This window comes from Roseburia intestinalis L1-82, assembly GCF_900537995.1.
GTDB classification, from domain to species: domain Bacteria; phylum Bacillota; class Clostridia; order Lachnospirales; family Lachnospiraceae; genus Roseburia; species Roseburia intestinalis.
The window spans coordinates 2,267,880-2,292,598 of the sequence record NZ_LR027880.1 but is presented as its reverse complement, the minus strand read 5'-3'; the positions used below and the strand labels follow the sequence as shown (position 1 = coordinate 2,292,598).

The 24,719-nt window shown below is 40.9% G+C and carries 21 protein-coding genes; 19 read left to right on the top strand and 2 right to left on the bottom strand.

The features are described 5' to 3' along the window. Positions 1-10: 10 nt before the first annotated feature. The 12 genes from RIL182_RS10700 to RIL182_RS10645 all read left to right on the top strand — a co-directional run bounded on the left by RIL182_RS10700 (position 11) and on the right by RIL182_RS10645 (position 14,511). A complete protein-coding gene (locus RIL182_RS10700) occupies positions 11-751 on the top strand; it encodes an OadG family transporter subunit (protein ID WP_006858049.1) in 741 nt (246 codons plus the stop codon). A gap of 65 nt (positions 752-816) precedes the next feature. Beyond that, the gene (locus tag RIL182_RS10695; RefSeq protein WP_006858048.1) at positions 817-1,188 is read left to right on the top strand and encodes a biotin/lipoyl-containing protein; all 372 of its coding nucleotides are present in this window, start codon (positions 817-819) and stop codon (positions 1,186-1,188) included. Between the two features lie 16 nt (positions 1,189-1,204). Further along, positions 1,205-2,353: a sodium ion-translocating decarboxylase subunit beta gene (locus tag RIL182_RS10690; protein ID WP_134523298.1), complete on the top strand. Its 1,149-nt coding sequence runs from the start codon at positions 1,205-1,207 to the stop codon at positions 2,351-2,353. Between the two features lie 45 nt (positions 2,354-2,398). Continuing rightward, positions 2,399-3,817, top strand: coding sequence for an oxaloacetate decarboxylase subunit alpha (locus RIL182_RS10685; protein ID WP_006858046.1), 1,419 nt, complete (start codon positions 2,399-2,401; stop codon positions 3,815-3,817). 133 nt (positions 3,818-3,950) lie between these two features. Next, positions 3,951-5,756 carry an ABC transporter ATP-binding protein gene (locus tag RIL182_RS10680; RefSeq protein ID WP_006858045.1) on the top strand — a complete coding sequence of 602 codons (1,806 nt, stop codon included), beginning with the start codon at positions 3,951-3,953 and terminating at the stop codon, positions 5,754-5,756. A gap of 95 nt (positions 5,757-5,851) precedes the next feature. After that, positions 5,852-6,784: a MurR/RpiR family transcriptional regulator gene (locus RIL182_RS10675; RefSeq protein WP_006858044.1), complete on the top strand. Its 933-nt coding sequence runs from the start codon at positions 5,852-5,854 to the stop codon at positions 6,782-6,784. Further along, on the top strand, positions 6,777-8,042 hold the full coding sequence (locus tag RIL182_RS10670) for a BaiN/RdsA family NAD(P)/FAD-dependent oxidoreductase (protein ID WP_006858043.1): 1,266 nt from the start codon (positions 6,777-6,779) through the stop codon (positions 8,040-8,042). The genes RIL182_RS10675 and RIL182_RS10670 overlap by 8 nt, the downstream gene beginning before the upstream one ends. A 90-nt stretch (positions 8,043-8,132) precedes the next feature. Beyond that, positions 8,133-8,798: a (d)CMP kinase gene (cmk, locus tag RIL182_RS10665; RefSeq protein ID WP_006858042.1), complete on the top strand. Its 666-nt coding sequence runs from the start codon at positions 8,133-8,135 to the stop codon at positions 8,796-8,798. Between the two features lie 13 nt (positions 8,799-8,811). After that, positions 8,812-9,681, top strand: a complete 870-nt coding sequence (ispH, locus tag RIL182_RS10660; RefSeq protein WP_006858041.1) for a 4-hydroxy-3-methylbut-2-enyl diphosphate reductase — start codon at positions 8,812-8,814, stop codon at positions 9,679-9,681. Further along, positions 9,662-10,786, top strand: coding sequence for a 30S ribosomal protein S1 (gene rpsA, locus RIL182_RS10655; protein WP_006858040.1), 1,125 nt, complete (start codon positions 9,662-9,664; stop codon positions 10,784-10,786). Before ispH ends, rpsA begins: the two co-directional genes overlap by 20 nt. Positions 10,787-10,916: 130 nt before the next feature. Beyond that, positions 10,917-11,699 carry a CheR family methyltransferase gene (locus RIL182_RS10650; protein ID WP_006858039.1) on the top strand — a complete coding sequence of 261 codons (783 nt, stop codon included), beginning with the start codon at positions 10,917-10,919 and terminating at the stop codon, positions 11,697-11,699. Between the two features lie 64 nt (positions 11,700-11,763). Beyond that, the gene (locus tag RIL182_RS10645) at positions 11,764-14,511 is read left to right on the top strand and encodes a fibronectin type III domain-containing protein (protein WP_134523296.1); all 2,748 of its coding nucleotides are present in this window, start codon (positions 11,764-11,766) and stop codon (positions 14,509-14,511) included. A gap of 17 nt (positions 14,512-14,528) precedes the next feature. On the opposite strand, the gene RIL182_RS10640 is transcribed toward RIL182_RS10645, so the two are convergent. Next, on the bottom strand, positions 14,529-15,632 hold the full coding sequence (locus RIL182_RS10640) for a ribonuclease H-like domain-containing protein (RefSeq protein WP_006858038.1): 1,104 nt from the start codon (positions 15,630-15,632) through the stop codon (positions 14,529-14,531). A 238-nt stretch (positions 15,633-15,870) separates the two neighbouring features. On the opposite strand from RIL182_RS10640, the gene rsxC reads away from it, so the two are divergent. From rsxC to RIL182_RS10605, 7 genes are all read left to right on the top strand, one after another. Next, positions 15,871-17,196 (top strand): electron transport complex subunit RsxC, encoded by a 1,326-nt coding sequence (gene rsxC, locus RIL182_RS10635; protein WP_006858037.1) that lies wholly within the window; start codon positions 15,871-15,873, stop codon positions 17,194-17,196. A gap of 50 nt (positions 17,197-17,246) precedes the next feature. Next, positions 17,247-18,197, top strand: a complete 951-nt coding sequence (locus RIL182_RS10630; protein ID WP_022113026.1) for an RnfABCDGE type electron transport complex subunit D — start codon at positions 17,247-17,249, stop codon at positions 18,195-18,197. Position 18,198: 1 nt separating this feature from the next. After that, positions 18,199-18,810: an RnfABCDGE type electron transport complex subunit G gene (locus RIL182_RS10625; RefSeq protein WP_006858036.1), complete on the top strand. Its 612-nt coding sequence runs from the start codon at positions 18,199-18,201 to the stop codon at positions 18,808-18,810. Continuing rightward, on the top strand, positions 18,810-19,532 hold the full coding sequence (gene rsxE, locus RIL182_RS10620; RefSeq protein ID WP_006858035.1) for an electron transport complex subunit RsxE: 723 nt from the start codon (positions 18,810-18,812) through the stop codon (positions 19,530-19,532). The genes RIL182_RS10625 and rsxE overlap by 1 nt, the downstream gene beginning before the upstream one ends. 14 nt (positions 19,533-19,546) lie before the next feature. Then, positions 19,547-20,143, top strand: coding sequence for an electron transport complex protein RnfA (locus tag RIL182_RS10615; protein ID WP_006858034.1), 597 nt, complete (start codon positions 19,547-19,549; stop codon positions 20,141-20,143). Positions 20,144-20,156: 13 nt separating this feature from the next. Next, positions 20,157-20,948: an RnfABCDGE type electron transport complex subunit B gene (locus tag RIL182_RS10610; protein WP_006858033.1), complete on the top strand. Its 792-nt coding sequence runs from the start codon at positions 20,157-20,159 to the stop codon at positions 20,946-20,948. Positions 20,949-21,133: 185 nt separating this feature from the next. Then, positions 21,134-23,062, top strand: coding sequence for a [Fe-Fe] hydrogenase large subunit C-terminal domain-containing protein (locus tag RIL182_RS10605; protein ID WP_006858032.1), 1,929 nt, complete (start codon positions 21,134-21,136; stop codon positions 23,060-23,062). A gap of 126 nt (positions 23,063-23,188) precedes the next feature. Here the strand turns inward: RIL182_RS10605 and RIL182_RS10600 are convergent, their stop codons facing one another. Next, a complete protein-coding gene (locus RIL182_RS10600) occupies positions 23,189-24,658 on the bottom strand; it encodes a methyl-accepting chemotaxis protein (RefSeq protein WP_006858031.1) in 1,470 nt (489 codons plus the stop codon). Positions 24,659-24,719 lie beyond the last annotated feature (61 nt).

Below are 24,719 nucleotides of genomic sequence, written 5' to 3'. Positions count from 1 at the left end.
AGGTGAAGTTATGAAGAAAAAATTATCTCTTATGCTTTGTCTTTGCTTTATGGTTCTGGCAATGACAGCATGTGGAACGGATCCTAAGAGCGTTGATTATTTTGGTATGAGTTATTCTGATATCCAGGATAACATGGAGCAGACAGTATCTGCGCTTGTTTCGTTTTCAGATGAAGATATACAGAGTGGTGCAGAATATTATGACTCAAACGGAATGGATGCATTTGCCCACTTACTGACATCCTGGGGTGAAACAGTTTCAGATCTGGGTTCCTATCAGGGACTTGGAGATCTTACTGTGACAAAAGCACAGAAGACTGTGACTGCAGACCAGGTTTTACATTTCTCAGACAGAGATGTAGTTGTTTCTTATGTATATGAATACAATTACGAGACAGAAGCACCGGAACTTACAGATGCAAGTGCAGATCTTGTGTATTCACTTGGCGAGAAAATGGAAAAAGCCGGTATGAATACATTGATGGGAATGGGAACCGTATTTGTAGTTCTTATCCTGATCAGTCTGATCATCAGCTGCTTTAAAGTGATTCCGTATTTACAGAACAAAAAAGCAAATGCTGGTGCGAAGAAAGATGTGGCAGATCCGGTTGTAGAACAGATCGAGCAGCGTGAGGAGACATCCCAGCTTACTGATGATTTAGAACTGGTTGCAGTTATTTCTGCAGCAATCGCAGCAGCAGAAGGAACATCAGCAGATGGATTCGTAGTACGTTCTATCCATAGAAGATAGGCGAAGCAGACAAGTTATAATAAATATATGTCGTAAAAAAGTAATGATCACAGGAGGATGATTCAATGAAAAGCTATACAATTACCGTAAATGGAAATGTTTATGATGTTACTGTAGAAGAGAATGGTGCTGTAAGTGCACCGGCAGCAGCACCGAGACGTGCAGCAGCTCCGGCTCCGGCAGCAGCTCCGAAGGCAGCAGCACCGGCAGGTGGCGCAGGTAACGTAAAGATCGAAGCAGGTGCAGCAGGAAAAGTATTTAAGATCGAGTCTTCTGTAGGTGCATCTGTAAAGAAAGGTGACACAATCTTAGTTCTTGAAATCATGAAAATGGAGACACCGGTTGTTGCTACCGAAGATGGTACTGTAGCAAGCATCAACGTAAGCGTTGGTGATATGGTAGAAGCAGGTGCATTACTGGCAACTTTAAACAACTAATTTTAGGAGGATAACAATGAGTTATTTTACTGAGACAATGGGCAACCTCCTTCATCAGACTGCCTTTTTCAACCTGACATGGGGAAATTTCGTAATGATCTTAGTTGCATGTATTTTCCTGTATCTGGCTATTGCAAAAGGGTTTGAACCGTTGTTACTCGTTCCGATCGCATTTGGTATGCTTCTGGTAAATATTTATCCGGATATCTTTGCAGCTCCGGAACAGATGAGTAACGGTGTCGGTGGTTTATTCCATTATTTTTATACCTTAGATGAATGGTCAATCCTGCCATCCCTTATTTTCCTTGGCGTTGGTGCGATGACCGATTTTGGACCTCTGATCGCAAACCCGATCAGCTTCCTTTTAGGAGCAGCAGCACAGTTTGGTATTTTCGGCGCATATTTCCTTGCAATCCTGATGGGATTCAATGATAAAGCAGCAGCAGCCGTTTCTATCATCGGTGGTGCAGATGGTCCTACTTCCATTTTCCTTGCAGGAAAGCTTGGACAGTCCGGTCTTATGGGACCGATCGCTGTAGCAGCATATTCTTACATGGCACTGGTGCCGATCATTCAGCCGCCAATTATGAAGTTATTTACAACGAAAAAAGAACGCGCGATCAAGATGCAGAACTTACGTCCGGTATCCAAACTTGAGAAAATCTTATTCCCAATCGTGGTAACCGTTGTTGTATGTCTGATCCTTCCGACAACAGCCCCGCTCGTTGGTATGTTAATGCTCGGTAACCTGTTCCGTGAGTGTGGTGTGGTTCGTCAGTTATCTGAGACAGCATCTAATGCATTGATGTATATCGTAGTTATCTTACTTGGTACATCCGTTGGTGCATCCACAAGTGCAGAGGCTTTCTTAAATGCAACAACTTTAAAGATCGTTGCACTTGGACTCATCGCATTTATGTTTGGTACAGCAGCCGGAGTATTGTTCGGTAAATTACTTTGCTTCATTACAAAAGGCAAGATCAACCCACTCATCGGTTCTGCCGGTGTATCCACAGTTCCTATGGCTGCGCGTGTATCACAGAAAGTTGGTGCAGAGGAAGATCCTACGAACTTTTTACTTATGCATGCAATGGGACCAAACGTTGCCGGTGTTATCGGTACAGCAGTAGCAGCCGGTGTATTCATGGCAATCTTTGGAATTTAATCAGACGGCAGAACAAAAACAGGTTCGCTGTATAAGGAGGAAAAAATGGCTGAAGTTGTTAAAAAACCTTTAAAAATAACAGAGACAGTACTGCGTGATGCACATCAGTCTCTGATCGCAACAAGAATGACAACAGAGCAGATGCTTCCAATCGTAGATAAGATGGACAAGGTTGGATACTATGCTGTTGAGTGCTGGGGAGGCGCTACTTTCGATGCATCCCTTCGTTTCTTAAAAGAGGATCCATGGGATCGTCTTCGTAAATTAAGAGATGGTTTTAAAAATACGAAATTACAGATGTTATTCCGTGGACAGAATATCTTAGGATACCGTCCATATGCTGATGATGTAGTAGAGTATTTCGTACAGAAATCCATCGCAAACGGAATTGATATCATCCGTATTTTTGACTGTCTGAATGATCTTCGCAATCTTCAGACAGCAGTAAGCGCATGTAACAAAGAAAAAGGACATGCACAGGTGGCTTTATCTTATACACTCGGTGATGCTTATACCTTAGATTACTGGACAGATATGGCAAAAAGAGTAGAGGATATGGGAGCTGACTCTGTATGTATCAAAGATATGGCAGGACTTTTAGTTCCACAGAAAGCAGACGAGCTGGTACGTGCGATCAAAGAAGTGATCGATATCCCGTTAGAGTTACATACACACTATACATCAGGTGTTGCTTCCATGACATACATGAAAGCAGTAGAGGCAGGATGTGATATCATCGATACTGCAATGTCTCCATTTGCACTTGGAACATCCCAGCCGGCTACTGAGGTTATGGTAGAGGCATTCAAGGGAACCGAGTTTGATACAGGTTTAGACCAGAACAAACTTGCTGAGATCGCTGATTACTTCCGTCCGATGAGAGAGGAAGCATTAGAGAGCGGTCTGATGAACCCGAAAGTATTAGGTGTAAACATCAAGACTTTATTATATCAGGTACCGGGTGGTATGTTATCCAACCTGATCTCCCAGTTAAAAGAGCAGGGGAAAGAGGACAAATACGAGGAAGTACTTGCAGAAGTACCGCGTGTTCGTAAAGATCTTGGTGAGCCGCCGCTTGTTACACCTTCCTCACAGATCGTTGGTACACAGGCTGTATTCAACGTATTAATGGGTGAGCGTTACAAAGTAGCGACCAAAGAGACGAAAGATGTTCTCCTTGGAAAATACGGTCAGACTGTAAAACCGTTCAATCCGGAAGTTGTTGACAAAGTATTAGGCGATGAGAAGAAGAATGCAATTACCTGTCGTCCGGCAGATCTGTTAGAGCCAGAGCTTGACAAGATTGAAGCTGAGATGAAACAGTGGAAACAGCAGGATGAAGATGTATTATCTTACGCATTGTTCCCACAGGTTGCAACTGAGTTCTTCAAATACCGTGAAGCACAGCAGAAAAAAGTAGATGCAACAATTGCAGATACAAAGAATGGTGCATATCCGGTATAATTAGAATATGATTGATGAAATGCCACGGCAGTATTTTAGGATGCTGCTGTGGCATTTTTTGTTTTGCTGAAATATTGCTTTTTACAAAGAAAAGAATTAGAATCATCCTATAAATGATAAAGGATATAAGAAAATGGAAAATTTTGAACGGAAAACGTCGCCGAAAAATGGCATAGATACAGAAAACTGGTTTATAGAAAGTTATCGCAGATATAAAGGTCATCCGATACGGATTCTGATAGCACTGTACAAAGGAAATTATCATAAATTTGTTATGGCAGTTATCTGTTTTTTTATAAAGCATGCATGTGTGTGGGTACTTCCAATCATAACTGCAAATATCATCAATGATGTGACACAGAAGAATCCTGATACCGTGAGAAATATCTGGATCAGTGCAGCCCTTGAGATTGGTTTGATCGCACTTAATATACCAATGAATTATCTGTATACATCATATAAAAGCCTTGCAACACGTTACGCAGAAACAGGACTTCGTAAGGCATTGATCCGGAAACTTCAGCAGTTGTCGATCGCCTACCATGTGGAGACACAGTCTGGAAGGCTGCAGTCTAAGATTATGCGTGATGTGGAGGCGGTGGAGACACTTTCCACACAGATGTTCTTAAGCATTTTAAATATTGCACTGAATATCGGGGTTGCGCTGGTGGTCACAGCATCAAAAAGTAAGATCGTTTTTGTATTTTTTCTGTTGACAACTCCGGTTGCGGCAATCACGATGGTTTCGTTCCGCTCGGTCATGAAAAAAAGAAATACGGAATTTCGAAAAGAAATGGAAGAAACATCTGCGCGTGTGATGGAAATGGTGGAACTTGTCCCGGTGACAAGGGCACACGCATTGGAGGACGAAGAAGTACATAAGATGAGCGGACAGCTTTTTACAGTGGCGGAAAAGGGATATAAACTGGATCTGGTACAGGCATTATTTGGTTCAGTCGGATGGGCGGTATTCCAGGTGTTTCAGGTCGTCTGTCTGGCATTTACCGGCTATCTTGCGTTGCGTGGACGCATTATGGCGGGAGATATCACACTTTACCAGAGTTATTTTGCAACGGTGGTCAATCAGGTGTCTGCAATCGTTACATTGCTTCCGACAATCGCGAAAGGCATTGAATCTGTCAATTCCATTGGTGAGGTGCTCCTCTCAGAGGATGTGGAGCAGAATGAGGGGAAAAAGCAGTTAGAGGACGTAACTGGCATATTTGATTTTGAAGATGTTTCCTTTCATTATAAAAACAGTGACAAACCGGTGTTAAATCACCTGAACCTGCATGTAAAACAGGGGGAGACGATCGCATTAGTCGGGGAGTCAGGTGCAGGAAAATCGACTGTGTTAAATCTTGTGATCGGCTTTCATTTGGCGGACGGAGGGAAGGTCCTTTTAGATGGTAATGATATGAGGAAAATAGATCTGCGTACATACAGAAAACATCTTGCCGTTGTACCACAGACATCCATATTATTTTCAGGGACTATACGTGAAAACATTACTTACGGAAACGAACATGTTTCGGACGAAGAATTAGAACGTGTCATAAAGGCGGCAAATCTTACGGATCTGATGGAGAGCCTTCCAAATGGGGTTGATACCATGGTAGGAGAACATGGAGGAAAACTTTCCGGTGGACAAAGACAGCGCATTGCGATTGCGCGAGCACTGATCCGTGATCCGGAGGTGATCGTACTCGATGAGGCTACGTCTGCTTTAGACAGTATTTCTGAAAAACTGATACAGGAAGCTTTGGAAAATCTGACGAAGGGGAGGACGACATTTATTGTGGCACATCGGCTGTCAACAATTCGTGATGCAGATAAGATTGCCGTTCTTGCGGACGGACATTGTGTGGAATATGGTACGTTTGAGGAACTGATGGCACGAAAAGGTGAATTTTACAGAATGAAAATGATTCAAAGCTGACAAAAAGGAAAAGTTTTGATATAATAGAAATGTTGGTGTGCAAAGGCACATCATAAATTGCAGACGGTGTCATAAAATGACAGGAACGAGGGGTTATGGGCAGTAAGAATGATTTGAGTAATCGGATCAACGAGTCATACAGTAAATTGAGCAAGGGACAGAAACTGCTTGCCACCTATATCACAGATAACTATGATAAGGCAGTATTTTTGACGGCGGCAAAATTAGGTGAGGTGGTCGGAGTCAGCGAATCCACGGTTGTGCGCTTTGCCATGCATCTTGGATACCGGGGATATCCTGAATTTCAGAGTGCCTTAGAAGAACTGGTACGCAACAAATTAAACTCCATTCAGCGTATGGAAGTTACTTATGGCAGGATCAGCCAGTCAAAAATTTTAGAATCTGTTTTAAAGTCAGATGCGGAAAAAATCAACAGCACATTGGAAAAAATAGATCAGGCAGCATTTGAGATGGCAGTAGATACCATTTTGAATGCGAAACATATTTATATTATTGGAATCAGAAGCTGTGCGCCGCTTGCGTCGTTTATGGCATTTTATTTTACTTTGATGTTTGAAAATGTACGTCTGATACAGACGAGCAGTTCCAGTGAAATTTTTGAACAAATGGTTCGTATTGGTAAGGAAGATGTAATTATCGGAATCAGTTTTCCGAGATATTCCATGCGGACGTTAAAGGCTATGGAGTTTGCCAACAACCGCAGTGCAAAAGTGATTACATTAACAGACAGTGTGCATTCACCGATGAATTTGTATTCGTCCTGTAATCTGATCGCAGACAGTGATATGGCGTCTATTGTGGATTCACTGGTTGCACCACTCAGCGTGATCAATGCCCTGATCGTGGCACTCTGTATGAAAAAACAGAGAGATGTTGCGAAGACATTAGAAATGTTAGAAGGAATCTGGGATGAGTATCAGGTCTATGAAAATGATGAGATCAATGCGATTGACGATTCCATAAAAATGCGTTATGCAAAAATAGGAGACAGCGATTTTCATGAATAAAATCATTGTAATAGGCGGGGGACCGGCTGGAATGTTTGCTGCGATCGCCGCAGCGGAAACCGGCAGTCAGGTTATTCTGCTTGAAAAGAATGAAAAACTTGGGAAAAAACTTTTCATTACCGGAAAGGGACGATGCAATATTACCAATGCGGGAGATATGGATAATCTCTTTGCAAATGTTATGACCAATGCAAAGTTCTTATATAGCGCCTTTTATTCGTATGACAATCAAAGAGTCATTGATTTTTTTGAGAGAAACGGACTGAGGACAAAAACAGAGCGTGGCAACCGGGTATTTCCTGTTTCGGATCATTCCTCGGATGTGATCGCAACATTGCAGAAAGTGCTGAAAGAGAAAAAAGTAAAAGTAATGCTGCATACACAGGTACAAAGTCTGCTTATGGAATCATCCGGAGAAGATGCACCGGAAAACATTGTCACAGGCGTAAAGCTGACAGATGGAACCACAATGCCGGCAGATGCAGTAATCATTGCGACAGGCGGATTTTCCTATCAGACGACCGGCTCTACAGGGGATGGTTACCGTTTTGCAAAAGAAGCAGGACATACCGTCACGGACATCCGGCCGTCACTGGTACCGTTTCTCGCAAAAGAAGACTATGTCCGGCAGATGCAGGGACTTTCATTAAAAAATGTGGAAGTACGCATTTTAAATGAAAAAAAACTGCTGTATCAGGAGTTTGGCGAGATGCTGTTTACACACTTTGGTGTCAGCGGGCCGCTGCTTTTATCGGCGAGTGCAGCTATCAAACCGTCTCTTACGGCCGGAGAACTTTCTATGTTTATAGATTTAAAGCCGGCACTTACGGAAGAACAGTTAGATCACCGTCTGTTAAGAGAGTTTGATGAGGCGAAGAACAAGCAGTTCAAAAACTCCATTGGTGGGTTTTTCCCGGCTAAAATGATTCCGGTCATGCTGGATCTTAGCGGAATCGATCCGGAGAAAAAGGTCAATGAGATCACCAAAGAGGAACGCAGACATTTTATCGGACTGATCAAGGCATTCCCGGTCACACTGTGTGGACTCCGTGATTTTAACGAAGCGATCATCACGAAGGGCGGCGTGAAAGTAAAAGAAGTCAATCCGTCTACGATGGAATCAAAACTGGTGCCGCATTTATATTTTTGCGGAGAGGTGTTAGACCTGGATGCGATGACAGGTGGATATAATTTACAGATTGCATGGTCCACCGGTTATCTTGCGGGAATCTCAGCGGCGCAGCCGGATGAAAGATAACAGATGATAAAGCGTTATAAATCTATGGATTGTTATGGACAAAAGAATAGGAAATAAAAAACACAGCAAAATGTAAAAGGAGAATAAAACATGAGTATGAATATTGCAATTGACGGACCGGCAGGAGCAGGAAAGAGCACGATCGCAAAGCGGCTGGCGAAAAAACTTGGATTTATCTATGTGGACACGGGAGCAATGTACCGTGCGATGGCATATTATTTTTTACAGCATAATATTGATGCAAAAGATGAAAATGCGATCGCGGCAGCATGCCCGGACGTGGATGTCACGATCACTTATGAAAACGGAGAACAGCAGGTACTTTTAAATGGAGAGAATGTAAATGGTGTGATCCGCAATGAGGAAGTTGGAAATATGGCATCTTCCACAAGCGTCTATCCGGTGGTCCGCAAAAAGCTAGTGGAACTCCAGCGTCAGCTTGCAAAGTCTGCAGATGTCATCATGGATGGAAGAGATATTGGAACGTGTGTTCTTCCGGACGCACAGGTCAAAATCTATCTGACAGCAAGTTCTGCGACACGGGCAAAGAGAAGATACGATGAGCTGACGGAAAAAGGAGTAAGCTGTGATCTTGCAGAGATCGAAAAAGATATTATTGACCGTGATTACCGTGACATGCATCGTGAAACATCACCGCTTCGTCAGGCAGAGGATGCTGTTTTGGTTGACAGTTCGGAAATGAATATTGATGAAGTGGTAGATGCCATTTATCAGGTTTATTCAGAGGCAAGATAAGGAAACATAAAATATGAAGATAACATTGGCAAAAAGTGCAGGTTTCTGCTTTGGCGTAAAGCGCGCGGTCGATACCGTGTATGAGCAGCTTGAAATGAGTGCCGCAGAGAGACAGCCAATCTATACATTTGGTCCGATCATCCACAATGAAGAGGTGGTGCGTGATCTGGAAGAAAAAGGAGTGACTGTTTTAGAGAGCGTAGAAGAACTCGAAGAGAGGGCGGCGCATGGTGGAACGGTCATCATCCGTGCACACGGAGTGGAAAAGGGCATATCTGAAAAAATAAAAGAACTTGGCTATACATTGGTGGACGCAACCTGCCCGTTTGTGTTAAAGATACACCGCCTTGTGGAAAAACACAGTGCCGAAGGGGCGCAGATCGTAATTATCGGGAATGAAAAGCATCCGGAAGTAAAAGGAATCAAAAGCTGGTCGCTGAATCCGCATACGGCTGTGATCGCAACCCCGGAAGAGGCAGAAAAATATCAGGCAGAATCTGGGAAAAAGGTATGTATTGTAGCACAAACGACATTTAATTACAATAAATTTCAAGAATTAGTTGAAATTATAAATAAAAAAGGTTATGATATAATTGTTTTAAATACAATCTGCAATGCCACCGAGGAAAGACAGACTGAGGCAGCAAAGATTGCCCGTGATGTGGACGCCATGATTGTCATAGGGGGCAGAAATAGTTCCAATACGCAGAAGTTGTTTGAAATATGTAAAAACGAATGCAACAATACTTACTATATACAAACTGTAAAAGATTTGGATATCACATGTTTTGAGTCCATCGATAGCGTAGGTATTACCGCAGGGGCTTCTACCCCAAACAAAATTATTGAGGAGGTTCAAAAGAATGTCAGAAATGAGCTTTGAACAAATGCTGGAGGAATCATTTAAAACAATAAGAAATGGAGAGGTAGTTGAAGGTACCGTTATCGATGTAAAACCTGATGAGATCGTATTGAATATCGGCTACAAATCAGACGGAATCATTACTCGTAATGAATATACGAACGAAGCTAACGTTGATTTAACAACACTGGTATCTGTCGGCGACACCATGGAAGCAAAGGTTCTTAAGGTAAATGACGGTGAGGGACAGGTATTACTCACATACAAACGTCTCGCAGCAGAAAAAGGCAGCAAGAGATTAGAAGAGGCATTTGAAAACAAAGAAGTATTAACAGCAAAAGTAGCACAGGTATTAGACGGCGGTCTCTGCGTGATCGTGGATGAAACAAGAGTATTTATCCCGGCAAGCCTTGTATCTGATAGCTATGAGAAAGATTTATCCAAGTACAAAGATCAGGATATCGAGTTCGTGATCAGCGAGTTCAATCCAAAACGCAGAAGAATCATCGGCGACAGAAAACAGCTTTTAGTTGCTAAGAAATTAGAGCAGCAGAAAGAGCTGTTTGCAAAGATCAAAGTTGGTGATGTTATGGAAGGAACTGTTAAAAATGTAACAGACTTCGGTGCATTCATTGACCTTGGCGGAGCTGACGGACTGCTTCACATCTCTGAGATGTCATGGGGCAGAGTAGAGAGTCCGAAAAAAGTATTTAATGTTGGTGATCATGTGCGTGTATTCATCAAAGATATCAACGATACAAAAATTGCACTCAGCATGAAATTCCCGGCAGAGAATCCATGGAATGGTGCTGCAGAGAAATATGCGGTTGGAAACGTTGTAAAAGGAAAAGTGGCAAGAATGACAGATTTCGGTGCATTCGTAGAGCTTGCTCCGGGTGTTGACGCATTACTGCATGTTTCCCAGATTGCAAAAGAGCATATTGAGAAACCATCTGATGTATTAAAAGTAGGTCAGGAGATCGAAGCTAAGATCGTTGATTTCAACGAGGACGAGAAGAAGATCAGTCTTTCCATCAAAGCATTACTTGCTCCGGAGACAAATGAGTCAGAAGATGCTGATGTTGCAGATGTCGATATCGATGCAGTTGCAGCAGAAGAGAACTAAATTCCGTATACAGTAATATGGATAAAAATAGGCTTTCACGGAATGTGCAAAGCCTATTTTTGATATGGCATGAAAGTAAATCTGGTTTTACAGAACTTTTGTGCAAAAGGAAACAGGAGGAAAGTAGATTATGCTGGAAACCGATAATTATGAAAAATTTAAAAAGGACATTTTGCAGCTTGCCGGAATCGATCTGAATTCTTACAAGGAAAAACAGATGCGCCGCCGGATCAATACGCTGATCACGAAGAACAACGTTAAGACGTACAATGACTATGTAGCACTGATTAAGAAAGATAAAGAAAAATTTGATCAGTTCATCAATTTCCTGACAATCAATGTTTCTGAATTCTATCGTAATCCGGATCAGTGGAAGATATTAGAGGGACAGGTATTCCCGGAACTGATCAAAAAGTTTGGCAAGAACCTGAAAATCTGGAGTGCGGCATGTTCAACAGGAGATGAACCGTATTCCCTTGTCATGGCACTTTCAAGACAGGTTCCGCTTGCAAATATTAAGATCATTGCAACGGATATCGACAATCAGGTGCTTGATACGGCGAGAATGGGACTGTACAATGAAAAGAGTATTGCCTCTGTGCCGGATGATCTGAAAAAGAAGTATTTTACAAAAGTTGGTTCTTCCTATCAGATTTCAGATGAGATCAAAAAAAGGGTGGAATTTAAAAAGCATGACCTGTTAAAAGATCCCTATCCGAGTGGCTGCAATCTGATCGTCTGCCGTAATGTGGTTATTTATTTCACGGAAGAAGCAAAAGATGTGATCTATCAGAAGTTCCATAAAGCGCTTCAGCCGGGTGGTGTACTTTTCATTGGAAGTACAGAACAGATCATGAATTACAGAGAACTTGGATTTGACAGACATACATCCTTCTTCTTTGAGAAAAAGTAACAGTACATAATTAAAAACAGCTTATCAGGAAATGATAGGCTGTTTTATTATTTGGAGGTTGAAAATGAAAAAAATATATAAAAGAATATTGTCGCTTGGACTGGCTGTGGGTGTGATATTTAGCTTACAGGAAAGCGTACACATTTGTGCGCAGGAAAATACACAGACCACGGAGAGCATTTTTGCAGATTACGGTGATGAGAACGGTGGAGAAACGGATACTGCGGAGCAGATAACCGGGACGGGTGCAGAAGAAAACACGGAACAGACAACTGAGGAGACAGAAACCGGGAAAAATACGGAGCAGACAACCGAGGAGACGGAAACCGGGAAAAATACGGAGCAGACAACTGAGACAGAGACCGGGGAAATCATGGATGCTGATGATACAGAAGAAGCGGAAGAAAGTGTCTGGATGATGTACGATGGGACAGAAGAGCCAGAGGAACCGGACGAACCGGAACTGGATGAAGGATTTCATCAGGATGGCAGTGTAGCGATCAATGAAATGAATTTTCCGGATGATGAATTTCGCAAAAAAATCAAGAAATATGACACCAATAAAGATGGTCTCTTGGCAGATTCCGAAAACAGGAAGATTACAAAGCTGGAATTTGAGGAAAAAATACAAACGGAGGGAATAGAATATTTACGGTACCTGAAAAAAATTGTTTTGACAGATGGTATCTGCAGTATTATGAACAGCAGTTCGTTGGAAGAGATAGAGATATCGGATGCTTATAAAGTCGATCATTTGAGAGTTGCGTCGTTTTCTGGATGTACCGCATTAAAAAGCCTTTCTATAGATGCGGGTATAGATTTGGATGCAGGAATTGATTTTACAGGATGCCAAAAATTAGAAACACTGACAATAAAAGAATATATGGGAGCTGCATTAGATCTGAGTCCTTGTATTGCACTGAAAAAGCTTGACATTGAAAATCTGTACGGAAAGGATAGAAGTTCAATTGCTAAACTGGATTTGAACAGCCAACAGAAGATTTTGGAACTTTCGTTGAAAGCGGTAAAACTGAGTGAAGATTTTGTACTTCCAAAATCAGTTCAAAAAGTTCATGTTGAGGGGGTATCGTCAAAAAAACTGGATTTAAGTAATTATAAAAATTTAAAAGAGTTTTCGGTAGAAGGCTCCACGGAAAATTTACAATTAAACGGATGTGCGAATCTTGAAAAACTGGATATTGAAGATTATTATTTGAAAACCCTGAATTTGTCAGGATGTTCCGAACTGACTGAGTTTGATACTTTAGATCAGGATAATCTGAAAAATATAGATTTTACCGGCTGTAAAAGTCTGAAAAAGCTTCGTATCAGTTCTGGAGGTTTAAAAAAGCTAAATTTACAGGAGTGTAGTAAACTGAAAGAGTTAGAACTGAATGCCGGTAAACTGACTGATTTAAAATTGCCGAAAAAGATACAAAAAATAACTTTTGAAAATTTACTGCTGACTAGTCTCGATTTAAGTAAATATAACAAACTTGAGGAAGTGTATTTTGAGGGAGAGGCACCGAAACTAGAAAAAATAAAATGTGTGAATACATCGTTGAAAATTTTTGACGTGGATCGATTTGAAAAACTTGAGAAACTAAGAGAATTGGATCTGAGCAATAATAAGTATTTAAAAGAGGCTGAATTTGCCGCATATGGCTATGGAACATATGTTGATCCTGTAATTCCTAATATTGAAAGAATCAATCTCAGCAACTGTAAAAACCTTAAAACGTTTGCATGTCATAAGGCACCGAAATTAAAAACGGTTAACCTGACGGGATGTGTGAATCTCACAGAGCTTGATGTTGCATATACAGGGGTTGGAAGCATAGATATATCCAAATTTAAAAAATTAGTTACCTATCGCTGTGCAGGAAATAATCTTACGAAACTGGATGTGACAAAAAATAAAAAGTTGCGTACATTAGACTGCCAGAAAAACAGACTGAAATATTTGGATTTGAGAAAATCTACAAATCTGACCAATATAGAGCTGAACGGTAATGAACTTACCAGTTTTGATATTAGTAATATATCAGGGCTGGGATGGTATAAATTTGATAATCAGTATTATACAGTTGAAAAGGGGAAAAAGATCGATCTGGCAAAATTGCCGGGATTTGATATGTCAAAGATTGGAGAAGTAACAGGAGGAACCAGAAGTGATGGAGGATATGGTTCTGTTGTTACACTGACGGATAAAAAAACAAACACGGTTTCTTATGAATATGATGTTCAGAATGGCTGGTATCAGACATTTCATATAAAATTTGAAAATCCGGATAATTTAGCCAGCATAAAAAAAGCAAAATGTACACTCAATAAAAATACTTATACATACGATGGCAAAGCGAAGAAACCGTCTGTGACGGTTACATTGAAAGGGAAAAAATTAAAACAAGGCACTGATTATACCGTGAAGTATAAAAATAATAAAAAAAGCGGCATTGCAACAGTGATCGTCAGTGGAAAAGGTGCGTATATTGGAACAGTCACAAAAACATTTAAAATATTACCGAAAAAAACATCTTTTACGAAAAGTGTCAGCGTAAACGCCGGGGAGATAGAGCTATCCTGGAAAAAAGCAGATAGTGCCACCGGATATGAGATACGTTATAGTACTGATTCAAAGATGAAGAAAAATGTGCAGAAAAAAGTGATTACCAGAAATAAAAACACCACATTAAAAATAAAGAAACTGAAAAATAATGCGGTGTATTATGTACAGATACGAACATATAAGCTGGCAGATGGCAAAAAGGTTTATAGTGCATGGAGTAAGGTTGACCAGATCAAATTATAAATAAAAGGAATGACAGTTCACAATTTTTTCTTCCAGATAAACTGCAGTACATGCATACAATATTCTTTCTGCATTTCACTGGAAGCAACAAAATCTTCTGACAGTTCAAAATAACTTTTTTTATCTTTAAACATAAGACGGAATGCCGGTTTTTGTATTTCCTGATACTGGGGAACAAAAATGGCATTCTTTTTTTTATAGCAGGTTCCTGCGGTAGCTTTTTTTCTTCGTTCTTTTGGAATCGAGGCAGCAAGGCTTGAGGGAATGGCGAGATCTTCCTCAGGCAGATACCAGTAATTTTTATAATCAGAAAGAAAATATTTGAGTTCCCCTGTATATAAACGGACACAGAGTGTTGTCTGGTCTGTATCGACAACCAGATGGAAATCCTCATAATGACAGGAAACACGTTTAGGAACCGGAAAAATGTTTTGCATGGAAAAGAGAATCTCCCTGCAGGGTTTGCCGTCATAGGAGACAGATTCATTGGCACAGACGGATGTCACATTAAATGCGCCCTCAAACAGCTTTACATAGGACAGTACGGAGAGAAGCTTTGGCATATCGATAACATCCTCATAATTGTGCTGCTTTAAAAGAGAGATAAGTTTTTTATCTGGATTTTTCTGACATGCCTTGTATACATCTATCAGTTCACCACCGTTATATGCGTCCTCGCGTTCTAAACCAATGAATTGCTCTACCGTTTTCTGCTTTAAATTTGGAAGGGCAAAAAGAAAACGAAAGCCTGAGATCATTTTATAGATGTCAACATATTCATAAGCGGAAAATGGTTCTGGTATTTTGTACTTCTGACATTTGTTTGTCAGGTACGGAATATCAAAACCGATTCCGTTAAACGTGATGATCGTATCAAAATTTTGCAGATAATCCAAAAATGCATGCAGTACATCCGATTCATCTGCCGGAGTTTCTGCAAAAAACTGATCGACAATAAGCAGATTTTCTTTCCGCGCAGCGCATCCGATCAGATAGAGTGATGTGCGTGCAGCTGAAAATCCGGTTGTTTCTATATCAAAAAAAAGAGAATTCTCTGTAAATATCAGTTCTGCCAGTGAATCATCTGCTGTAAAAGGCATTTCTTCGTGCCAGTGTTTCATATAAATCCTCCCTGATTTCCTTCATAATAAACTATTTTATCACATATAAAAAGAAAAAGAAAATGCCATTAATTGATGGAATTATCTCAATAATTGTGAAAATTTTGTCAAAAGGTTCTAAAAAAAATACAAGGAATAGATGGAATATGTATCATTTTGTGGTATAATCAATAGGATAAATGTTCTATGAGACATATCATAGAATAGAATACAATTAAGAGAAAGTGGGGCACGAAAAATGGGTTTAAAGACATTTAAAGGTGGCGTCCATCCTTACGAAGGCAAGGAATTAGCAAAGGATGCGCCGATTGTGGAAGTTTTACCCAAGGGCGACCTGGTGTATCCGTTATCACAGCATATCGGAGCACCTGCAAGTCCGATAGTGGCGAAAGGCGACAGAGTATTAAAGGGACAGAAAATCGCAGAAGCGGGCGGTTTTGTATCATCTCCAATTTATGCATCTGCTTCCGGTACTGTAAAAGCTATTGAACCGCGTCGTGTGGCAGTTGGCGATATGGTCAATTCCATCGTGATCGAAAACGACGGAGCGTTCGAAGAGGTTTCTTATACGCCATGTGAAGATGTGACAGCTTTATCAAAAGAAGAGATCATTGGTAAAGTAAAAGAGGCCGGTGTTGTCGGCATGGGAGGTGCGGGTTTCCCGACTCATGTGAAGTTATCACCAAAAGAACCGGAAAAAATTGAGTATATCATTGCAAACTGTGCAGAGTGTGAACCATATCTGACCGCAGATTATCGGAGAATGTTAGAAAATCCGGAAGAGCTGATCGGAGGTATGAAGATCATTCTTCAGATTTTTGACAAGGCAAAGGGTGTATTCGGTATTGAGAATAACAAACCGGACTGTATTGAAAAACTGCAGGAACTTGTAAAGGATGAACCGCGTATTGAAGTATGTCCATTAGAAACAAAGTATCCGCAGGGTGGTGAGCGTCAGTTGATTTATGCTGTGACAGGACGTTCCATCAATTCCAAAATGCTTCCGGCAGATGCAGGATGCATCGTTGACAACGTTGAGACGATCATTGCCATCTACAATGCAGTTAAACTTGGCAAGCCGGTAACAAACCGTATTTCTACGATCACAGGTGATGCGGTAGAGCATCCAGGTAACTTTTTATATAATATTGGTACGAGTTATCAGGAACTTGTCGATGCGGCAGGTGGATTTAAAGTACAGCCTGAGAAGATTATTTCCGGTGGTCCGATGATGGGATTTGCCATGTTTGGATTAGACGTTCCGACCACAAAGACATCATCCTCCCTGTTATGTATGTCACAGGATGAGGTTGCTGCTGCAGAAAAGTTACAGACAGCATGTATCAACTGTGGACGCTGTGTAGAAGCATGTCCGGAGCAGTTGATTCCGTCGAGACTTGCGAAGTTCTCAGATAAGGGACTTTCCGAAGAATTTGAAAAATGGCATGGCTTAGAGTGTGTTGAGTGCGGAAGCTGCAGTTTTGCATGCCCGGCTAAGAGACAGCTTGCACAGTCTATCAAGACCATGAAAAAACAGGTTCTTGCAGCAAAACGCAAAAAATAATGGAAATATGAAAAATAAATTTTTAAAACTGAAGAAAGAGGTGGATTCCTGTGAGTGATTTATATCATGTTTCATCATCACCACATGTGCGTTCTAAAGATACGACGGAAAGAATCATGCTTTATGTAATTATTGCATTGCTTCCGACAACCTTATTTGGTATTTATAACTTTGGATACAGAGCACTGATTTTAATTTTAGTAACAATCGCATCCTGTGTTGCATCAGAGTGGATCTTCAATAAGATCGTACATAAAAAACAGACGATCAATGATTTAAGTGCTGTTGTAACCGGTCTGCTTTTAGCATTAAACCTTCCGGCTACACTTCCATGGTGGGAAGCAGTACTCGGCGGTGTATTTGCAATCGTGGTTGTAAAATGTATGTTCGGCGGATTAGGACAGAACTTCATGAACCCTGCTCTGGGTGCAAGATGTTTTCTTCTGATTGCATTTGCAGCTAACATGACGAACTTTACGATCGATTCCTATACCGGAGCAACGCCGCTTGCAGCAATGAGAAATGGTGATCCGGTCAATACGATGGATATGCTGATCGGACGTACAGCCGGAACAATCGGTGAGACTTCCGCGATCGCGATTCTGATTGGTGCAATTTTCCTGATTTTAATGGGTGTTATCGATCTTAGAATCCCGGCAAGCTATATTATCACATTTATTGTTTTCATGCTTCTTTTCAGCGGACATGGTGCTGACTGGACTTATATTACAGCACAGCTCTGCGGTGGTGGTCTCATGCTTGGTGCATTCTTTATGGCTACTGATTATGTTACTTCACCGATCACACCAATGGGACAGATCATCTTTGGTATCTGCTGTGGTATCTTTACCGGACTGTTCCGCTGCTTTGGTGCAAACGCTGAGGGCGTTTCCTTCGCAATCATCTTAAGTAACATTTTAGTTCCGATGATTGAGAAATACACGGTTCCGAGAGCATTTGGTATGGTAAAAGAAGCCAAAAAGCAGGAAGGAGGCAAATAAGATGAATAAGAAGATCGTTCATGACGCATTAATTTTATTTGCTTTTACAATCGTACTTGGACTTTTACTTGGAGTTGTGTACGGTGTCACAAAACCTTCAATTGACAAGGTAAATGAAGAAAAAACACAGAATGCCTACAAACAGGTATTTACAGATGCAGATCATTTTACAGATTATGCAGATTTTGATGCAGACGCAGCACAGGCTCTGTTAGATGAAAACGGATATTCCGATGAGATCGAGACCGTAGTTGCAGCACAGGATGCATCCGAAAATACACTTGGTTATGTATTTACGGTAACCGCAAAGGACGGAAGCCAGGGATCTATCACATTCTCCGTAGGTATCCAGAATGATGGAACTGTAAATGGTTATTCCATCACATCTATTTCTGAGACACCTGGTCTTGGTATGAAGGCGCAGGAAGAAGATTTCTACGGTCAGTTTGAAAACAAAAAAGTAGATTCCTTTACCGTTGTTAAGTCAGCTCCGTCAGCCGACAACGAGATCGAAGCAATTTCAGGTTCTACCATTACATCAAAAGCTATGGCTAACGGTGTAAATGCCTGCCTGACATACTTCCAGAATGTTTTAGCGGGAGGTACAAATTAATGAACAAAAATGTAGAACGTTTATATAACGGTATTATCAAGGAGAATCCTACCTTCGTTCTGATGCTTGGTATGTGTCCGACATTGGCGGTTACTTCCTCAGCAATCAATGGACTTGGTATGGGACTTTCCACAACAGTGGTACTTATTTTATCCAATATGCTGATTTCAGCATTCCGTAAAGTGATCCCGGATGGTGTCCGTATGCCGGCATTCATCGTAATCGTTGCATCACTTGTTACCATGGTTCAGTTTATCATGCAGGCATATACACCAAGCCTTTCCGAGTCTTTAGGTGTATATATTCCTCTTATCGTAGTAAACTGTATCATCCTTGGACGTGCAGAAAGCTATGCTTCTAAGAACCCGGTAATCCCGTCTATGTTTGATGGTATTGGTATGGGACTTGGATTTACATTTGGTCTTACCTGCATCGGTTTGATCCGTGAACTTTTAGGAGCAGGTCAGATCTTCGGATTCCAGATCTTATCCTTAAAATGGTTTACACCGATCACAATTTTCGTTATGGCTCCTGGTGCATTCTTAGTATTGTCCTGTCTGGTTGCTATTATGAACATTGTAAGAGCGAAGATGGAAGCAAAAGGAAAACCGTTAGCAGAGCCTGCAGGATGCTTGAGCGGCGACTGCTCCGGCTGCAGCCAGGCTGCACACTGCAGCGGTAAAGCAACTGTAAAAGCAGATGCTGCCGGAAAAGAAGAGTAGGAGGATAGGTACAGATGAAAGAATTACTTTTGATTGCAATCGGTTCTGCGATTGTAAATAACGTTGTATTAAGTCAGTTCCTTGGTATCTGTCCGTTCTTAGGAGTTTCCAAGAAAACAGAGACAGCAGCCGGAATGGGCGGTGCAGTTGTGTTCGTTATCACGATTTCCTCGTTTGTAACAGCACTGATCTATAAATTTATTCTTGCAAACAGCTATCTGATGAGCAAGGGGATCGATCTTACTTATTTACAGACGATCGTATTTATTCTTGTTATCGCAGCATTAGTACAGTTTGTTGAGATGTTCTTAAAGAAATCAATGCCGGCATTGTATCAGAGTTTAGGTGTATACCTTCCTCTTATCACTACAAACTGTGCCGTATTAGGTGTTGCATTAACAAACGTTACAAAAGAATATGGAATCTTAGAGAGTGTTGTAAATGGTTTTGCAACTGCATTCGGATTCCTGATCGCGATCGTTCTGATGGCAGGTCTGCGTGAAAAAATTGAATACAATGATATTCCAAAACCATTTCAGGGTACTGCGATCGTTCTGATCACAGCAGCTTTGATGTCTATCGCGTTTATGGGATTCTCAGGAATGATTTAGGAGGAAAAATAAGATGAACGTTACAGCAATATTAGTTGCAGCCCTTGTTGTGGGCGGCGTAGGTATCTTGATTGGATTTTTCCTTGGTATTTCCGGAGAAAAATTCAAAGTAGAAGTTGATGAGAAGGAAGTTGCCATCTTAGGCGAACTTCCAGGAAATAACTGTGGTGGTTGTGGTTATGCCGGATGTTCCGGACTTGCTGCAGCGATCGCAAAAGGTGAAGCACCAGTCAACCAGTGTCCGGTCGGCGGAGCTCCAGTTGCAGCTAAGATCGGTGCAATCATGGGTGTAGATGCAGGTGCAGGTGAGAAAAAAGTTGCTTTCGTAAAATGTGCAGGAACCTGTGACAAGACACAGAAAGATTACGAGTATACTGGTAATGAGGATTGTGCATCTATGATGTTCGTTCCAAACGGTGGACCAAAGGCATGTAACTATGGATGTTTAGGTTTTGGCTCCTGCGTAAAGGCATGTCCGTTTGATGCAATCCATATCGTAGATGGTATAGCGCTGGTTGATAAAGAAGTATGTAAGGCATGTGGTAAATGTGTGGCTGCCTGCCCGAAACACTTAATCGAGCTGGTTCCTTACTCAGCAAAACATATTGTTCAGTGTAGTTCTAAGGATGTCGGCAAGAATGTAATGAAGGCATGTTCCGTTGGATGTATCGGATGTCATCTCTGTGAGAAGAACTGTCCGAAGGATGCCGTACATGTCATTGACAATGTAGCATATATTGATCAGGAAAAATGTGTCGGATGTGGTATCTGTGCACAGAAATGTCCGAAGAAGATTATTCTTTAATTTAATTTAAGTACAATTAGAAGAACAAAAGAACAGGCTGCTCAAAGCGGTCTGTTCTTTTGTATATTATTTTATAAACATTCAAAAAAATAAGTGATAAAAAATTGTTATTAACACAAAAATATGATAAAATATCACTATAACAATATATTTTTTGTGAAAATTATACAAAGTGGGTGGACAAAATGGAACTTATTTACGCAAATGATAATTGTACCGGATGCAACAAATGTGTAAGAGATTGTCCGGTGCTGATCGCCAATGTTGCAACAGATGCAGGAAAGGTAATAGTTGACTCTGAAAAATGTATTGCATGTGGGGCATGTTTTGATGCATGTGAGCATAATGCCAGAGAATATCAGGATGACACAAAATCATTTTTTACAGCATTAGAAGCAGGAAAAAAGATTTCTGTTATTTTAGCTCCTGCATTTTTGGCAAATTATCCGCATGAGTATAAAAAGGTACTTGGATATCTGAAGGAAAAAGGTGTAAATCATATTTACAGTGTTTCTTTCGGTGCAGATATCACGACATGGGGATATTTAAAATATATTACAGAACATCAGTTTCTGGGTGGCATTTCCCAGCCATGTCCGGCAGTTGTCAATTATGTGGAAAAATATATTCCGGAATTACTGCCGAAAATGATGCCGATTCATAGTCCGATGATGTGTATGGCAATTTACATAAAAAAATATTTAAAATGTGATGATGAACTTGCATTTATCAGTCCTTGTATCGCAAAGAAGACAGAGATTACAGATCCAAATTGCTATGGCTATGTAAAATATAATGTGACATTTAAAAAGCTTTTTGAAACGATTGGAAATAAATATCAGGGCTGTAAGGAATATGAGGACGAACTGGAATATGGCATGGGTGCTCTTTATCCGATGCCGGGTGGTTTAAGAGAAAACGTAGAACATTTCCTTGGAAAAGAACAGGTGGTAAGACAGGTAGAAGGCGAAAAGGAAGCCTATCGCTATCTGCATGAGTATTTAGAACGTATCAAAAAGAATAAGAGACAGCCGTTTATGGTCGATATTTTAAACTGCTCTAAGGGATGCATCTATGGAACAGCTACTGAGTTAGAGCGCAATACGGATGATGTTATGCTCACACTCAGTGATATGAGAAACAAAACGGCAAATGCAGGAGCAGACGCGAAAAGAGGATTGTTTGGCAAGAAGACAAAGAATGGTTCACCATGGGACGAATCCGTACCGGAGAAGGATCGTTTGGTAAATCTGATGAAAGCATTTGAAGATTTAGATATCAATGATTTTGTACGCAAATATACAAACAAAAGTGTTGAGATTAAAGAGCCTGCGGAGCATGAAATGCAGGAGATTTTTGCTTCCATGAATAAGACGGATGCTGCCAGCCAGAAAATGAATTGTGAGTCCTGTGGTTATTCTTCCTGTCGCAATATGGCAAGGGCAATTTATAATGGTGTAAATGTCAAGGAAAACTGTGTACATTATGTCAAGAGTGTTGCGGAGAATGAAAAAGAAAAGATCCAGAATCTGATGGAAGAGGAACAGCAGAAACAAGAAATTCATAATCAGAAACTTGCCGATATTACAGAACAGTTTGTATCTTTGAGTGAAAATATTGATCAGCTGGGTGACGCGAATGAAACTTCGGCAAATGAGGCGACCACGCTTGCACAGCATATTCAGGAGATCTCCAATTTCTGTCAGGAGTTAAACAGTTCATTGGCAACGATGTCTGATTTTATCAATATTTATAAAGCAAGCAATGAGGATATTTCTTCCATAGCAGGGCAGACAAATCTTCTTTCCCTGAATGCTTCCATAGAGGCGGCAAGGGCTGGAGAGGCTGGACGTGGATTTGCAGTAGTTGCAAGTGAGATACGTGAATTGTCCGATTCGACGAAAAAACTGATTGTAGAGAACAATGCAAAAGCAGAAGAAATCATTCCTAAGATTAATGCAAGCATTGATTCTATCAAAGATCTGATTGAAAATATCAATGAAATGAATGAGAAGGTGGCAACGATTGCAGCAACATCGGAGGAAATTTCGTCACAGACATCCTGTGTACAGAGTATGGCAGATGAACTGCGTGATGCGGTAGAAAATATTTAAGCAAATAGAATTGGTTTGCATAAAAAGCAGTAAAAAGGTGACATTACGTTTCCTGCCAATATTATATGACATAAAAAACATCCGGCAACTAAAAAAGGTCTGCCGGATGTTTTTGATCAAATAGATTTAAAACTGATTTTGTGTAAATATTACAAGCTCCTGCATCTTTGAGGCAATAGTATCAAGGATATCTGTATTTTTATTTTCGGCTTCTAATGTTTCGTGTGCATGAGCAGTAAGCTCTTCTGAGATGGCAGAGAGTGTCTGGACGGAATCAGAAATGACCTGGTTTGCATCTTTTAACTCTGAGGTACTTACGGTCAGGTTCTGGATACCACTCTGAATGGAGAGCGTGTTTTCTTGAATCGAGGAGAAACTGTTTGCCGTGTTTTTAGCACTTTCTTTTTCCTGATTGATTCCATCGATCATTTGCTGGATGACTGTGACAACTTCGTTGATAGCTGAAGTAACATTCTGGATCAGTTCCGTGATCTTTACAGTTGCTTCTTTTGTCTGGGAAGCCATTCCGGTAATCTCTGATGCAACCACTGCAAATCCCTTCCCGGCATCTCCGGCTCTTGCAGCTTCAATACTTGCGTTTAATGCAAGCAGACTGGTCTGGGAAGTGATACCGCCGATCAGTTCCACGATAGAATGCATTTCTTCCATGTAATGGTTCAGAGTTTCTAACTTTGATGCGGCATCCACGCTGTTTTGGACAGAGGTATCTACCTGGCTGGCGAGAAGCTGCATGGAACTACTGCCTTCTGTCACGATATCTAAAGTGTGTTTCATGTTTGCATCGATCTGCTGTGTTACATCATTGACGATCACAATCTTATCCTGAATTTCCTGTGTCTGGGAACCCTGTTCCATTACGGCATTCGTTGCTTCGGCAGCACCGCTTGATACTTCCTGCATTGCATGCTGTGTGGTCTGAGCTGCAGTGCTCAATTTATCAAGCTCCTGATGGATGCTGTTGATCTTCTGATTGACGTGGTCTGATAATTCAGAGAGGTTTGCCAGCAGTTTTTCGGACTGTGACTGTGATTCCTCTGCATGCTGTATTTTCTGTGCCATATTGATATTTAATGTCTGTGATGTAAAATAAGAATAAATACCGACCATGATCATGATGACAACCTGGATCACGGCATTGTCCTGTCCGGAGTAGCCAAACTTTCCGGTCTGAGCCCCCATAATTGTAATGATGAGACTTTCGATGACTGTTCCGGTATTGATTATGAGAGAGTATTTGGCATCATTATAAACTGAGATGATTAAGATCATCGGGATAACAAATAAAAATACGAGACCGTTGGTTGCAGTGAAGATTGCAAAACTGTAAAAAACAGCGAAACCGATGGCAACAAGATGCTGGATCGCGGGTGTTTCATGTGACTTATTCCAAAAGAAAAACTCTGCAATAACCGGTCCAAAACCCAAAACTGCGAAGATAATGATATATCCCCAGGTTTGAAGTCCGGAAAGCGCCTGCAGGATACAGAAAAGTGTCATGATACTTGAATCAATCAGATGTGCATACATACAGGTTTTATTATTTCGTTCAAGATCGCTGAAAGTGGTTTGCTTCATAAATAAAGTCTCCTCTTATATATAGTTATTCAGTAGGAATAGTGAAAAAACTTTGGTTCTA